Origin of the sequence: Mucilaginibacter sp. cycad4, from assembly GCF_034263275.1 — a bacterium.
Classification (GTDB): domain Bacteria; phylum Bacteroidota; class Bacteroidia; order Sphingobacteriales; family Sphingobacteriaceae; genus Mucilaginibacter.
On record NZ_CP139559.1, the window covers coordinates 4,863,122 to 4,877,914 of the forward strand.

General features: G+C 42.6%; 13 protein-coding genes. 5 read left to right on the forward strand and 8 right to left on the reverse strand.

Annotated elements, in window-relative coordinates:
- Positions 1-119 precede the first annotated feature (119 nt).
- On the forward strand, positions 120-1,943 hold the full coding sequence (uvrC, locus tag SNE26_RS19625) for an excinuclease ABC subunit UvrC (RefSeq protein WP_321555598.1): 1,824 nt from the start codon (positions 120-122) through the stop codon (positions 1,941-1,943).
- A gap of 58 nt (positions 1,944-2,001) precedes the next feature.
- Here uvrC and SNE26_RS19630 read toward each other — a convergent pair whose 3' ends face one another.
- The 7 genes from SNE26_RS19630 to SNE26_RS19660 all read right to left on the reverse strand — a co-directional run bounded on the left by SNE26_RS19630 (position 2,002) and on the right by SNE26_RS19660 (position 9,556).
- The gene (locus SNE26_RS19630) at positions 2,002-2,397 is read right to left on the reverse strand and encodes a hypothetical protein (protein ID WP_321555599.1); all 396 of its coding nucleotides are present in this window, start codon (positions 2,395-2,397) and stop codon (positions 2,002-2,004) included.
- A 418-nt stretch (positions 2,398-2,815) separates the two neighbouring features.
- Complete coding sequence (gene gldN, locus SNE26_RS19635) at positions 2,816-3,793, reverse strand: gliding motility protein GldN (RefSeq protein ID WP_321555600.1); 978 nt, start codon at positions 3,791-3,793, stop codon at positions 2,816-2,818.
- A 6-nt stretch (positions 3,794-3,799) separates the two neighbouring features.
- The gene (gene gldM / locus SNE26_RS19640; protein ID WP_321555601.1) at positions 3,800-5,320 is read right to left on the reverse strand and encodes a gliding motility protein GldM; all 1,521 of its coding nucleotides are present in this window, start codon (positions 5,318-5,320) and stop codon (positions 3,800-3,802) included.
- A gap of 40 nt (positions 5,321-5,360) precedes the next feature.
- On the reverse strand, positions 5,361-6,161 hold the full coding sequence (gene gldL / locus SNE26_RS19645; protein ID WP_321555602.1) for a gliding motility protein GldL: 801 nt from the start codon (positions 6,159-6,161) through the stop codon (positions 5,361-5,363).
- A 61-nt stretch (positions 6,162-6,222) separates the two neighbouring features.
- On the reverse strand, positions 6,223-7,539 hold the full coding sequence (locus SNE26_RS19650; RefSeq protein WP_321555603.1) for an SUMF1/EgtB/PvdO family nonheme iron enzyme: 1,317 nt from the start codon (positions 7,537-7,539) through the stop codon (positions 6,223-6,225).
- Between the two features lie 253 nt (positions 7,540-7,792).
- Positions 7,793-8,551, reverse strand: a complete 759-nt coding sequence (locus SNE26_RS19655) for a uroporphyrinogen-III synthase (protein ID WP_090530369.1) — start codon at positions 8,549-8,551, stop codon at positions 7,793-7,795.
- Positions 8,552-8,569: 18 nt separating this feature from the next.
- Entirely contained in the window at positions 8,570-9,556 is a 987-nt protein-coding gene (locus SNE26_RS19660) for a DUF4271 domain-containing protein (protein ID WP_321555604.1), read from the reverse strand.
- Positions 9,557-9,744: 188 nt separating this feature from the next.
- Between SNE26_RS19660 and hemW the strand changes: the two genes are divergently transcribed.
- The 4 genes from hemW (at position 9,745) to SNE26_RS19680 (ending at position 13,632) form a co-directional block, all read left to right on the forward strand.
- Positions 9,745-10,866 carry a radical SAM family heme chaperone HemW gene (gene hemW / locus SNE26_RS19665; RefSeq protein WP_321555605.1) on the forward strand — a complete coding sequence of 374 codons (1,122 nt, stop codon included), beginning with the start codon at positions 9,745-9,747 and terminating at the stop codon, positions 10,864-10,866.
- A 100-nt stretch (positions 10,867-10,966) separates the two neighbouring features.
- On the forward strand, positions 10,967-11,512 hold the full coding sequence (locus SNE26_RS19670; protein WP_321555606.1) for a fasciclin domain-containing protein: 546 nt from the start codon (positions 10,967-10,969) through the stop codon (positions 11,510-11,512).
- A gap of 231 nt (positions 11,513-11,743) precedes the next feature.
- A complete protein-coding gene (locus SNE26_RS19675) occupies positions 11,744-12,622 on the forward strand; it encodes a cupin-like domain-containing protein (protein ID WP_321555607.1) in 879 nt (292 codons plus the stop codon).
- 128 nt (positions 12,623-12,750) lie between these two features.
- Positions 12,751-13,632, forward strand: coding sequence for a cupin-like domain-containing protein (locus tag SNE26_RS19680; RefSeq protein WP_321555608.1), 882 nt, complete (start codon positions 12,751-12,753; stop codon positions 13,630-13,632).
- A gap of 147 nt (positions 13,633-13,779) precedes the next feature.
- Here the strand turns inward: SNE26_RS19680 and SNE26_RS19685 are convergent, their stop codons facing one another.
- The gene (locus SNE26_RS19685) at positions 13,780-14,757 is read right to left on the reverse strand and encodes a phytanoyl-CoA dioxygenase family protein (RefSeq protein WP_321555609.1); all 978 of its coding nucleotides are present in this window, start codon (positions 14,755-14,757) and stop codon (positions 13,780-13,782) included.
- Between the last annotated feature and the right edge of the window lie 36 nt (positions 14,758-14,793).

Genomic DNA, 14,793 nt, shown 5'->3' on the forward strand with positions numbered 1-14,793 from the left:
CCCCGATTAGCAGAGCCTCTCTGTAAAGTTTGGGATTGCTTCGTTCCTCGCAATGACGTTTTAGAGAAATGTTTCCTTTTCAGTGAGGAAATTTCTGACGTTTTAAAACCAATAATTCAGTGAGCGAGAAATTCGATTATAGAGCAGCTTTAAAAAACATCCCTCACAAACCCGGGGTTTACCAGTACTGGGATAGTGAGCAGGAACTGATATATATTGGCAAGGCCAAAGACCTGCGTAATCGCGTTGGTTCATATTTTAACCAGGATATCCATATCAATGCTAAAACACGGGTGTTGGTATCCAAGATCCGCGCTATAACTTTCACTATCGTTGATACTGAGGTTGATGCCTGGCTGCTGGAAAACAGCATGATCAAAAAGCATCAGCCGCGCTACAACGTAATGCTGAAGGATGATAAAACCTACCCATGGATTATCATTAAAAACGAAAATTACCCGCGTATTTTCTGGACCCGCCGCATCATCAAAGACGGATCCAAATATCTTGGCCCATACGCATCGGTGAGCATGATGCATAACATTTTAGGATTGATCAGGGAAACCTATCCCCTGCGTACCTGTAACCTGCAGCTTACCCGCGAAAACATTGACAAGGGCAAGTTTAAGGTTTGCCTGGAATACCAACTGGGCAATTGTAAAGGCCCCTGCCAAAATTTCCAGACGGAAGATGATTACGATAACAGCATTGAAGAGATCAAGGATATCCTGAACGGGAAAATCGGCGCAGTGCTCCGCAGATTAAAAAGCGAGATGGAAGCTGCTGCTATGGAAATGAATTTTGAACTTGCTCACCGGCTAAAACGGAAGTTTGAACTGCTGGAAAATTATCAGAGTAAATCAACCGTTGTTAACTCTTCTATTACGGATGTAGATGTATTCAGCATTGCATCTGAAGAGAAACTGGCCTTTGTAAACTTTTTGAAGGTTATGAACGGTACTATCATTCAAACGCAAACCATCGAGCTGAAAAAACGGCTTGATGAAAGCGATGAGGAATTGCTCACGCTGGCTATATCTGAGTTCAGGAGCCGTTATAACAGCGATAGCAAGGAAATCATCGTACCATTTGATATTGATCTGGAAGACCACCCAAACATCAAATTCACGGTGCCTAAACTGGGCGAAAAACGCAAATTGCTTGACCTTTCGCAAAAGAATGTGCAGTTCTTTAAAAAGGAAAAGATTGACCAGTACGAGAAACTGAACCCCGAGATCCGCACCGAACGGTTGCTTACGCAGATGATGAAAGATCTGCGCATGAACCAGCTGCCGCGCCATATAGAATGTTTCGATAACTCCAACTTCCAGGGTAAATACCCGGTATCGGCCATTGTGGTATTCAAAGATGGTAAACCCTCCAAAAAGGACTACCGCCATTTTAACGTTAAAACCGTTGAAGGCCCTAACGACTTTGCCACGATGGAAGAAGCCGTACACCGCCGTTACCGCCGCATACTGGATGAAGGAACTGAACTGCCGCAACTGATTGTGATTGACGGAGGCAAAGGCCAGTTATCATCGGCTATGCACAGCCTTAAGTTATTGGGTATAGATAAAAAGGTAACCGTTATAGGTATTGCCAAACGCCTGGAGGAACTTTACTACCCTAACGACCAGTACCCAATGTATCTCGACAAAAAGTCGGAAACGCTTAAAGTGATCCAGCACCTGCGCGATGAGGCACACCGTTTTGGCATTACTTTTCACCGTAAAAAACGCGATAAAGGCACATTGGTAACCGAGCTTGAGCTAATTGAGGGCATAGGCAAAACCACGGCCGAAAAGCTGCTTAAATACTTTAAATCGGTAAAAAAGATCCGCGAAGCTAACGAGGAAATGCTGCTTGAAGTGGTAAACCTTAAACAGGCCAAAGCCATATTGGCGTATTTTAATACAGGAGCAGAAGTTGAACAGCTTTAATTACAAAGGCCCGGTTCATTGAACCAGGCCTTATTTATATGATGAGAGAGTAATTTTATTATTGGGCTATAAAAAATGATTTTTGATCCCCATCCTGGTAAACGTGGATTGATTTTTTAACTACCTGGTTATTTGTAGTGATCTCCATGGTGTAGTCACCGTCTTCCAAACCGGTTAATACGTAGCCTTTGCTTACGTCAGTTTTGCTTGGCACAAAGTCCTTTAATAAAAGCTCATTATCTTTATTGTAAACCCTTACAAATGATTTTCCGCTTTCTGATTTTGCAAAGTCTATTTTGATGCCGCGGTCATGGTCAAGTGCTTTAAAGGTTACAACTTCTTTGGCTTTAGGGGTAACATCGATAGTACCTTCGGTAGCTTTAGCTGCTGTAGTAGCAAATACACCTGCGGTTAATAATACAAATAAGGCTGATAGTTTTATTGAGGTTTTCATGATCGTAAGGTTTTAATGTTTTTAATTATGTTGTGTTGTTATTTTCAATGATCAAATGAACAACATATATTTTGATCGCTAAAAAGTGTTATACCAGCTGCTGATATATATAGACAAAGCCTTAAAAGCACTCGGCGAACCCTAAAAACGCCTTATTTATCCTTGTTTCAGGTGTTCGTCGGAATTTGGGGGGAGTTGGTAGAAAGCATTAAGCGGTTGGTCAGGCCTGAGGTGAAAATCGCATATGCAGGAAGGACAAACAATAATAGTCGTCCTATCAAATGTCCATTGCTAAACAAGCCCGCAAAAAACAAAGGCGCTAAGAAAAAATCTTTGCGCTTTTGGGGGCAAACTGCTTTTAAAACAAAACAGGCGATGAAAATTCATCGCCTGTTTTGTAAATCATATTTTAATTTTTTTAATACTGCCAAAGGTTAAGCTCCCAGTCAAGCAGGGACTTTTTAACCCTTTCTGATTCGTAAAGCTTATCAATACCCTGGGCGTAATCTTTTATACGCTCATCTTTGTCGTTACTTTCTTTTACGATGTAACTGGTAAAGATGCGTTTTATAAACACGTCGTCAAAGCTTAAGCCGGTTGCATCGCTGTTACGGCTAACTACCTCTTTGGTTGCAAGTATCGGGCGTGCTTCGGGAAAATAAATCCAAAAAGCAGGCTGAAAATCAATGTCAAGTGTGCCCGTACCTTTAGGTTTAACCAACGGGGCAATCCCTATAATCCGGGGCTCAAATACCGAACGTTGTTTGTCAAAGATCCAATCTTCTTTAATACGGAATTTAAGTACGCTATCCGGGTTAAAATCACCCGCAACAAGGGTAGATGATATAACGTTGTTATCCTTATCGCGCTTTTCAACCACGCTGCTGTCAGATGCTAAACGGCCGCGGGCCTGTGCACCTGTTAACGGAGTAGTAAAACCATCGCCATTGGGATCATCCTTTTTACCCGGGGTTGGGTCATATGCAGTAAGCTCGCCCCTGGCAATGGCATCAAGCAATACATCAATTAAACGGCCCTTTGGCGAAGCCAGGTACTGGTTCATCTTTTCACGTACATCAATTTCGCGCCAAACGCGTTTGGCAAATGCCACATCGTTTTCACGCAGGTTAGGATACGGGGTAACCTTGGCGTTTAAGATATTGCTCTTTTTGTAATATCCATCAAGCGGCCTGTCAAAAGGTTTTGCAGCAATTTTACTTGCAGTATCAAGGGGCTGCTGGCTGGTAACATTATCTGGCTGAACCTGTACAGGTTTCTGAGTTGTTTGCCTGGCGGTGGTTGTTTTTTTTGCCGGCGGTCTTTTGGCGCGTTTTTTTTGCGCATAAGCGCTTACACAAGCCAAACACAGGATAACAACTAAAATTCTCTTTTTCATACGCGTTTAATTTGCGGATAATACAATCGGGTCAAGCGACCGTGGTGAATGGTCAGGACCTACCGCAACGATATCCTTAAATATAACAGTAGTTCCTGGTGTAACCGTATTTAAAGCACTATGCATAGCACCGGTTAATTCACCGCCCGAGCCTGATAAAATAATGGCGTCCTGGCGCGGCTTTACAACCAGCATAGTAAAGTGCGTTACATTAAATTTAGCATCAAAGTCAAAGTTATCCAACTGGGCAAAAAGCCGGTCTTGTGCCCTGATATTGGCCGAACTGGTGTTACCACCGCTTTTACCTGCAAACTGCGGCTTAGGGTCAGGGATCCTTTTGATACGGAACTCCGTTGAGCCTAATACCGCTCCTTTGGCACCGCTAACAGAAATCGTAGCTCTGCCTATGCTGCTTACCGTAGCCGTATAATGCCCGCCCGAACCGCTAAGAGAACCGGCGCCGCTAAAATGCACGTTTAAGTCGCTGGCTGCTACACCAGGCGCAGATACTGAAATAGGATTTGGTACGCCGATATAAAGTACGTTCATTTTATCAGGAGAAATAACTGCCGAAGGCCTTGCAACCGTGTACTCCTGCTTAAAAGGATAAGAATCATTTTTACCGGTTGTGTTATTTTTAACCGTGATAAAACCATCTATAGTATGCTTTCCTTCGCCGCTTGCTGTAATGGTATAATTACCCTTACCATCGGTAACAGATACCCTGCTGCCATTAACAGTAATATCAGGGTTTGATTTTGAATCGTAAGCAGTTAAAAAAATCTGGGCAGTGTATGGTTGTCCGGCTATCACATAGCTGCTTGGAGCCACCACTACTGCACTGAATTTATCAAGCGTAACCTGTGCCTGATCAATTTTACCTAATAATTTCTTAACTACTTCGTTTTCGGCGTTTTTGTTATCAGCTTCAATTTTGGCTAAAGTAGTGAGGGCCGCGCCTAAAGGTATACCATCGCCAAAGTTAGCTTCCTGCCATGATTTTCTAACATCACCATGCGGTTTAGGAGCTACGGTATTCAGTGAAAACTGTACGCCTACGCTGTCTTTACCTAAGGCTACCAATAACCTTTGGCGGGTTTCATCAATTTTAGCTTTCAGCTTTTCGCCATTTCTCTGATTGATCATGATACGGGGCGATATGTCCAGGTTATCACGGGCATCAACGTCATCAATTTCGGGGTTAATCCCGCCGCCTTCCTGAATCAGCTTTGCTTTCAGCTGTTCAATGTAGGTATTTAGTTCTGCAGCTATAGCACTTGCCTGTTTAGCCTTATCATAAATTGGTTTCGCCCTTTCAGCTTGCTCCTTCAATTTTGTAGCCTCAAAAGCGCTATATGTGTTTTGCAAGCCAGTATTAACATTTCTGGTTGATGCATCTAAACTGTTTGTAATATTCTTAAACGCGTCCAACAGGCTATCCGGTACGTTAAGGGCAATGAGGCCCAATAGTACCAGGTATAGTATACCTATCATTCGCTGTCTTGGGGTTTCCTTACCTCCGGCCATCTATTATAAATCTTTTCTGGTAATCAATTAATTAATTATATTAAACACGCGGCTGGTTCATAGCTGTAAGCATGTTACCATAAATGGCGTTTAATGATGCCAGGTTTTTAGCCAAACGCCCTACCTCTTCCTTAAACTGTTTTGAATCATCCATTGATTCATTAAAGTTGTTCATGGTAAGCGAAAGGTTTTGGTAAAATTTATTCATTGATTTTAAGTGCGCGCTTGAATCCTGTAATTCCAATTCGTAAACCGCGTTAAGTGCCGACAGGTTTTTAGCTAATTGGGTAACCTGGTCATGGTAAGCTTTTGAATCAACATTTGAATTAGCCATTTCTGTTAAGTTAGCCGATGCCTTTTCAAAAGAAACACTTAGTTTTTCATAGCTTGCAGTTGCATCTTTAACTTTGCTTGTAAAAGCTACAGTAGCTTCCCCCGCATCGGTTACGCGTGATATAGCGGCTACCTTATCACCAAATGTACGTAAACCGTCGCCAAGGCTCCGTACCAGTTCGGGGCCAATTTTTGCATCTTCCATCATTTTATCCAAGGCAGCAGTTGTTGAAGGGCCTGCATTACCACCGCCTCTTACAGTTGCTTTTGGAAGTTCGCCCTGAAAATCCTCATTTAATTCAGGATATACACGTGCCCAGTTAATTTCTTTATCTTCTCTCTGAAACCCTAATATAAAAAACAGTATAGCCTCGGTTATAAGTCCCCCTGCTATCCAGTAAGTAGCACCGGGCCAATGCAAAATCTTAAACATCAACCCTATAATCACCACAGTAGCACCCCATGATACGATGTTGCCTATTCCGTAAGGTTTTTTCTTTCCAGCCATAATAATTCAGAAGTAAACTTTTATTTTTTAATTTGATTTGCTTGAGTTAACTAATTTTTAATTAGCGTTTATCTGTAATGTCGCGTCCCAAATACTTGGTAACGCAGCGGAAACCGATATATGATTTAGCGGTATCCTGATATTCGTAGGTTCGGGTTGAGTTTTGAAGAAAATATCCAATATCTTTCCATGAGCCGCCGCGTACAACTTTACGTTTCAATATTTCGGGGTCGGTAGATTTGGCTTCGTAGTTAAATGTTGGTGCAAGGTCATGCACAAATGTCGACGCTGATTCGTCAAAAGCAGATAATGTCCATTCGGCTACGTTACCTGCCATATTATACAAGCCATAATCGTTAGGGAAATATGAACGGACCGGCACAGTATAAGCGCCGCCATCATCAGTATAGTTACCACGCCCGGGCTTAAAGTTTGCCAATAAGCAGCCTTTTGCATTTTTAATATATGGCCCTCCCCACGGATAATCAGTTCCAATTCTGCCGCCGCGTGCCGCGTATTCAAACTCAGCTTCTGTAGGCAAGCTGTAAGGTGCACGGTGAGGTAAATGGCGTTTATCTTTATAAGCGTCATTATAGCGGGTACGCCATACGCTGTAAGCTCTCGCCTGCCGCCAGGTTACCCCTACAACAGGGTAGTTACGGAATGCAGGATGTGAAAAATAACTTTCAACCATAGGCTCATTAGCAGCATATGAAAAATCGCTTAACCAAACAAGCGTATCCGGATATACCGCTACGGTATCTCGAACAATGAAATCGGAACGATGTTTTGTTTTATCGTTATGATGATCCGCAGCATCGCGCAGGGTAAACAAAGCGTAGTTATATTTAAGTAAGCGCACGTCAACCTCATTGCGGTCAAACACACGGTCATCGCCCTGGTAGTACATACCCTGCAATTTTTGAGTATTGTTTGCCTGGTTGCCTTTGCTGCTCCAGATAGGGTTTTTCTTTACAAAATCCCAGTTGATGAATTTTTTACCGCCATTATTATTACCGGCGCCACCTTTGGGCTGAATGAAATACTTATTATCGTTGATATAATTGGTAATGGCTATTGAATCGCGGACCCAGTTCACAAACATTTTATACTGACTGTTGCTGGTTTCGGTTTGATCCATAAAAAACGGAGAAACAGTAACCTGTTTAGTTTGGGCTATCTGGGCAAAGGTTACATCCTGATCAGTTTGCCCCATGAGGAAACTGCCACCCGGAATATAAACCATTCCGTAAGGCACTTCGGCCCTGAATGATCTTGCAGGAACCCCTACAACTTCTCCCCGGTCACCACCTCCGCGGCCACAACCACTTAATACACCACCTGCTAAAACAACTATTAAAAAGTAGATCTGCTTCATTTTACAATTCAAAATCAGTTATATAACTATAACACAATGCAACGTCCGAATATATTACATTTTATGCAATGTAAGCTATAAAAAACGATAATTTGGCTTCATGAATCGATAAACTGTGCACTTATCTTCTCAATACCGCACAAAACGCTATATAATTAACAAACCGCTAACCAATTGTTAATATGACAATTAGTTAGCGGTTATACGGTTAAATACTGCAAAAAGTTGCAGCCAGGTTAAATAAATTTCTAATTTACTTATTTACAAGCTTAACATACTGCTCAATAGCCATTGTCATTGATGGCGCACCAGGGGTTGGAGCAGGTATATCCAAAATCAAGCCGGCCTCAAGCACTGCCTTGTGAGTAGTTGCCCCAAAAGCGGCTATCCGGGTATTATTTTGTTTAAAATCGGGAAAGTTTTTATACAGGGACTGAATGCTCGATGGGCTAAAAAATGCGATAACATCATAAAACACATCGGCGAGATCAGAAAGATCGCTACAAACCGTGCGGAAAAGCACTGCAGGGGTAAAGTTATAACCGTTCTCTAACAAAAAGCGCTGGGTTTCCTCAGCAGCAACATCCGAGCATGGGTAAAGGAACTTTTCGGACGAATGCTTTTTCAACACCTCTGCCAGATCGGCAGCCGTTTGCTTGCCAAAAAAGATCTTACGTTTACGGTACTGAATATACTTTTGAAGATAAAGCGCTATGGTTTCTGAAAGGCAAAAGTATTTCATTTCAACAGGCACCTCAAAGCGCATCTCCTCGCATATGCGGAAAAAATGATCGGCCGAATTACGACTGGTAAAGATCACAGCGCTAAAATCGGCTAAGTTGATCTTCTCTTTTCTGAAATCCTTTGCAGGCACACCCTCAACATGAATAAATGATCTGAAATCAATTTTCAGGTTAAGCTTTTTAGCCAGCTCGGCGTAAGGATTTTTATCATTTTCGGGCTTAGGCAAAGTAACCAGTATGCTTTTAACCTTTTTCTTTCTATCTTCCAATTCAGTGCTTTTAATAACCTAAATTTTAATATTCAATGCCTTTATTAAAATCAAAACAGGGCAAATTTCGAGGGCACAAAGATACGTAAATAAATAAAACTTATGAAATCGAATGGTAGAAATTATATTTACGCTGCTCCTGATGTATTGCCATATAAAAATTATGATGATTATAATAAGTGTAGCTGTAAGTAATACCGGAATGTATTGCGCGCCAAGGAGACTAAAACAAATAACCACCGGTAAAAAAACAAACGCAATGTTAAAATAGGTAAGATGCAGGATATTAAGGTATTCGCTCACCAGCTTATTAATATCAAACACAAATCCTAAAAACTTGAGTATTAAAAACTTAAGCGAAAATAATACAATAATAACGATGGTAAGAAAAGTAAACAGGCCGCTTCCTGCTATTTTATAATAAACACCTTTGTACGCAGCCAGTTGATATAAAAACAAACCGAACGTAGCGCAAAATAACAAAAACAAGCCCAGGAAGGCCCACGAACTAACCGGGCTCTCTTCTTTGCCGGCTATTGAAAGTACGCGTTTGCTGTAAAAAGAGGTAAATACGTTACTTACATCCTTACTCAGGGCAAGGTTAAGGATGGCTGTATATAACAGCATGGCAACAATGATCACTATAACCCAGGGATCACGCGAGGGGCGGTTATGCCCCTCCATTACCCTACTCTTTGACCGGGAATGAAGGTCAAGAAAGCCGTAGCCATGGTACAATTCGCGGGCAAAAACGCTATCGGCATATTCAGCACGCATGGCTGCATCGGGCACCCTGAGGTAACGCATAGCAACAGAGTCGGCGATAAATTTATCCCTGTTTTGCATGGCGTTTGCCACCGAATCAAGCACCGAATTACCGGGGCGGAAAGCGCGTACAGGTGATTTTAAAGGCGTATCAGCCACCGTTGAATCCTGTTGCGCAAAGGCGGCAGCACAATTCAACAAAAAAAGCAGGCAGCACCAAACAACCAAATGTATCCTCAAAGCTTAAAACAGGGCTTATTATTTTTGCAAAAGTAGGGTAATTATCTGAACCAGAATTTTATGAATTCATATTTTTTGAATTTATTTTAAGCCTCTGCCCGGCATTTTATTCATCCACGATTAATCGAAATCCCGATTGTACTAAACCCGCCTTATTCAAAAAAATATAATTGCATTACCTTTGCCGCATGGCCGGCATTTACATCCATATCCCCTTTTGCAAGCAAGCTTGCCATTATTGCGACTTCCATTTCAGCACATCGTTAAAGTACAAAGATGAAATGCTGCGTGCTTTGATCAGTGAAATCAAACTGCAAAAAGGTTACCTCAACGGTGAAACCATCGAAACCATTTACTTTGGCGGCGGCACCCCTTCTGTTTTTGATGGCGATGAAATAAGCAGGATCATCAATGCGGTTACCGAACTCCATACCGTATCATCCGCGGCCGAAATAACGCTGGAGGCTAACCCCGATGACCTGAAACCCGACAAACTAAAAGCCCTTAGACAAACGCCGGTTAACCGCTTCAGCATAGGGATCCAGTCGTTTTTTGATGAGGACCTGGTTTGGATGAACCGTGTACACCGCGGCCAGGAAGCCGAATCATCTGTAAAGCGGGCCCAGGACGCCGGGTTTGAAAACATTACCGTCGACCTGATCTACGGCTATCCCATGCTTAGTGATATCAAATGGAAGCAAAACCTGGATAATGTGTTTGAGCTTAACGTTCCGCATGTATCCACCTACTCTATGACGGTTGAACCTCAAACCGCGCTGGCGGCTTTTATCAGCAAAAAAAAACAGCCCCCCATGAACGAGCAACAAAGCGCCGAGCAATTTACGGTGCTCATGGATGCCATGCAGGCACACGGGTTTGAACATTATGAAATCTCCAACTTTTGCAAGCCCGGTCAATACTCCCGCCATAATTCTAACTACTGGAAAGGGGTAAAATATTTAGGCATCGGCCCTTCGGCCCATTCTTATAACGGCGATACCCGGCAGTGGAACATCGCTAACAACGCGAAATATATGCAGGCGCTTGAAACCGGAAAACTATTGGCCGAAACCGAGGAGCTAACCGAAGCTAACCGCCTGAACGAATATATCATGACCTCATTACGCACCATTTGGGGACTTGATTTAGCCAGGCTCAACCAGATAGCCAAAGGTGCATCAGACGAATTACTCAAAGCTGCCTCTGAATATTTCGACAGGGAATGGATTATACAAAAAGATAATGTTATTTATCTTAGTGCAACAGGAAAACTGTATGCTGATCATATAGCCTCCGGATTATTTTTCTAAACCTTTGAGGTTTTTTACAGTCAGTACTTTGTTACAAAGCAAAATGGTTTTAAAAACTGTTTATATTTATCAAATCGTATTGTTTTATATACCTGCAATTATGAAAAAAGTACTTATTATCGCTTTATCGTTTATAGCTATTACCATAGCCCCAAAAGCTTTCGCCCAAAAAACTGTGGGCGGTACTGTTATGTCGCCCGCTAAAAATATCGTACAAAATGCATCCGGCTCAAAAGACCATACTACGCTGGTAAACGCTATTAAATCTGCCGGGTTGGCGCCTACTCTATCAGCAGCCGGTCCGTATACTGTTTTTGCACCTACTAATGAGGCTTTCGCGCAGCTTCCCGCAGGCACCGTTGACAACCTGATGAAACCCGCAAGCAAGGCTAATCTTATTAAACTGCTTACTTATCATGTAGTACCCGGTAAATTGAGCTCGGCCGATCTGCTAACCAAAGTAAAAGAAGGTAAAGGCAAACTGGAGCTTAACACACTGAGCGGTGGCACGCTTACTGTGATGTCGCAGGGTGCAAAACTTTATCTTGTTGACGAAAAAGGCGGCAAGTCATTCATCACCATAGCCGATGTTGCCCAAAGCAACGGCCTTATCCAGGTGGTTAATGCGGTTTTGAAACCTAATTAAGACAGCTGCAATATGCAGTGGCAGTTGTACAAGCAGTACACTGGTCAGAGGGAGGTAGTCAAAATATTCTTTTTTGATTACACACCGCGAAAACTGCAAGCGCACTTCCTGCTGCCACTGCAGCTTCATACGTCATTAAAATACAACTGTCAGCATAATTTCAAAATCGGTACAAATCGTTTACATATTATTTACAAAGAATTAATTTTGCTCGTTAATTAATTTGTAGAAATGAGTATAACGCTTACACCTATTGACAGTGTAGACAATATAAGCAAGGAGGATTTTGTTAACAATTACTTAAATCCGCGCAAACCGCTTATTATCCGCAAAGCGACTGAACGCTGGCCCGCCCTGCAAAAATGGACTTTTGAATACCTGAAAGAGGTAGTTGGAGATAAAACCGTTCCGCTTTATAATAGTTCAAAGGCCGATCCTTCCAAAGCTATCAACGCCTCGGCCAGCGAAATGAAGTTCGGCGATTATATTGATCTTATTCAAAAACAGCCCACCGATTTAAGAATTTTCCTGTTCGACCCAATTAAGCATGCCCCAAAACTGCTGGAAGATTACCGTTCCCCCTCTGATTTAATGGGCGGTTTTCTGGATAAATACCCTAATATGTTTTTTGGAGGCGCCGGTTCCGTAACATTTTTACATTACGACATCGACCTTGCACACATTTTCCATACACATTTTAATGGCCGCAAACATGTAATGCTGTTCGATCAGAAATGGACAGAACGCCTGTATTGCATTCCATTTGCCACCTATGCATTGGAAGATTATGACATTGAAAAGCCGGATTTCACTAAATTCCCGGCACTTGACGGCATTCAGGGACAGGAAGCAATTTTAGAGCATGGCGATACCCTGTTTATGCCAACCGGTTACTGGCACTGGATGAAATACCTCACGGGTTCGTTTTCCATTTCCTTGCGTGCCTGGGATAAGTCATGGTCTATAAAAGCTAAAAGCCTGTATAACTTAACAGTACAGCGCAAGTTTGATAACATGATGAAAGCCCGCTTTAAAAAGGATTATATGGATTGGAAAGAGAACCTGGCTATCAAACGTGCCAATAATGCCCTTGTTGCAGGCAGACCATAATATTGAAGATATAATTATACTACTTTGGGGTTTATTTCGTTATTTTGAATGCTTTTAAACAAGTAAGAAACAATATTGTAACTTTATTTTAAAATTAGCGTAATCCCCCCTAAAGTAATAAAACATTTATGTGCTTCATTCTTAACCCGATCGATACGGTTGAAAATATTTCTCCCGAAGACTTTAAGAAGAATTATTTAGACCCTCGTCGCCCGCTGGTTATCAAGGGGCTCACCAAAAGCTGGCCCGCCCGCGAAAAATGGACACCCGAATATTTAAAGCAGGTTGTTGGCAATAAAGTAGTGCCACTGTATGATAACTCAAAGGCCGATCCTTCAAAACCCATCAATTCGTCGGCAACTGAAATGCCCTTTGATGAATATATAGACCTCATCCGCAGTAAACCAACCGAGTTAAGGATCTTTTTCTTTAACATATTTAAACAAGCGCCACAGCTTTTGGATGATATCGTATTACCCAAGGACTTGATGGGCGGCTTTTTGGAAAGCATGCCGGCCATGTTTTTCGGCGGTTCAAACTCGGTTACCTTTTTACATTACGATATCGATCTTCCGCATATTTTCCACACTCATTTTGGAGGTCGTAAGCATGTGATCCTGTTTGAAAACAAGTGGAAACGCCGCCTGTACTGTATCCCTAATGCAACGTATGCTTTGGAGGATTATGATGTATTAAACCCTGATGTTAAAAAGTTCCCGGCGCTTGACGGTGTAGAAGGCATTGAAGTTTTCCTGGAGCATGGCGATACACTGTTTATGCCCACCGGCTATTGGCATTGGATGAAATATGTTGATGGTTCATACTCTTTAAGCCTTCGCGCATGGGATGCCAGCATAAGCCGTAAAGCGGCAAGCCTGTACAATCTGGCCATCAAAGGCGGGGTTGACAGCGCACTAAAAATGGTATTTAAAGGCAAATATGCTAAATACCGCGAAGGCCTTGCCGTTAAATGGGCTAACCGGGAGTTGGCTGCGGGGAAACCTTTTTGAGTCGGAAGCCTTAAGTCAAGATTGAAAACGATGGATAAAATCCATCGCTTTTTTTATTTCTTCCCCGAAGGCCGTGTCCTCACGGCCGGCCTGCTTTGCAAATGCACATGAGGACATCCGCACGGGGGAATAATTGAACCGGAATAACTACCACCTCTCCAATCCCAAAAGCTTTTTACCCAGGTCGCTAAGATCAGCAACCGGATTTTTCTTTTCCCGTTCCAGCGGATCGCCCGGAAAAGCGTAGCCCTGCATGGCCTCACGGCTTTGCCAGCTGTTAATGCGCCATTGCCTCAGCTCTTCATTATCTTCCTGGGCGGGCATCATGGATATATACTGCGCAATACGCACTTTATCTGTACTGGTATTAGGTCTTATACCATGCGGCTGCAAACTGTTAAATATCAGCAGGTCACCTGCTTCCAGTTTTACTTTTACGATTTCAAAACCGGTGGTATCAGGCTTATAATGATCCCTACCTCCGGGTTGGGTTAATTTCCAGGTATCGTATGTACGATATAGTTCCGGGATACATTGAAAGCCACCCATGTTTTCATCAGTCTGATCGGCAAGAGCCAAAACGCCCTGCACATTTTGAGGTTTGGTTTCCGGGTCGTAATCCCAGTGAATAAAACCTTTATACTCAAAGCCGGGCCGTAGCGGAAAATTCAGATTGGCCCTGTCAATAGTTACCCATAGCTTTTCGGTACCCCAGATATCGGCAAAAGCAGCATGTACTTTAGGATATTGCCGGTTATCCCACATAAACTGCTGGTTATAAATTTCAACCATGCCGGTGTTGTTCAGCTCACTCATTTGCATTTGCGCATTGGGCCTTTTATACCAGGTACTTGTATCATTGGCATCCTTATCTTCATATTGCCATAGATAATTAGCTAATTTTTCAGCTTGCACCTTAGGCACTGCATTTTTGATGATCACGTAACCATTCTCTATCCAAAATTGCCAATCGGCCTCGCTAAGCACTTTTAGCGGTTCATTGTTAAGGCGTTCATTCAGGCGGATCTGGCTTGATTTAGCGGTCGACGGATTACCGGGGATCTCTTTATGTGCATTCGCCGGCGTGGTTGCCATGGTCATGGTTGCATTTTCGGTCTTCATCATTTTCTTTTTGATTTATAACTCAAATTTAGGTTGGCA

Excerpts from the sequence above, each read along its gene's own strand:
- hemW (WP_321555605.1), top strand. The coding sequence starts at position 9,745 with ATGGCCGGCATTTACATCCATATCCCCTTTTGCAAGCAAGCTTGCCAT.
- gldL (WP_321555602.1), bottom strand. The coding sequence starts at position 6,161 with ATGGCTGGAAAGAAAAAACCTTACGGAATAGGCAACATCGTATCATGG.
- gldM (WP_321555601.1), bottom strand. The coding sequence starts at position 5,320 with ATGGCCGGAGGTAAGGAAACCCCAAGACAGCGAATGATAGGTATACTA.
- SNE26_RS19630 (WP_321555599.1), bottom strand. The coding sequence starts at position 2,397 with ATGAAAACCTCAATAAAACTATCAGCCTTATTTGTATTATTAACCGCA.
- gldN (WP_321555600.1), bottom strand. The coding sequence starts at position 3,793 with ATGAAAAAGAGAATTTTAGTTGTTATCCTGTGTTTGGCTTGTGTAAGC.
- SNE26_RS19650 (WP_321555603.1), bottom strand. The coding sequence starts at position 7,539 with ATGAAGCAGATCTACTTTTTAATAGTTGTTTTAGCAGGTGGTGTATTA.
- SNE26_RS19675 (WP_321555607.1), top strand. The coding sequence starts at position 11,744 with ATGAGTATAACGCTTACACCTATTGACAGTGTAGACAATATAAGCAAG.
- SNE26_RS19685 (WP_321555609.1), bottom strand. The coding sequence starts at position 14,757 with ATGATGAAGACCGAAAATGCAACCATGACCATGGCAACCACGCCGGCG.
- SNE26_RS19680 (WP_321555608.1), top strand. The coding sequence starts at position 12,751 with ATGTGCTTCATTCTTAACCCGATCGATACGGTTGAAAATATTTCTCCC.
- SNE26_RS19670 (WP_321555606.1), top strand. The coding sequence starts at position 10,967 with ATGAAAAAAGTACTTATTATCGCTTTATCGTTTATAGCTATTACCATA.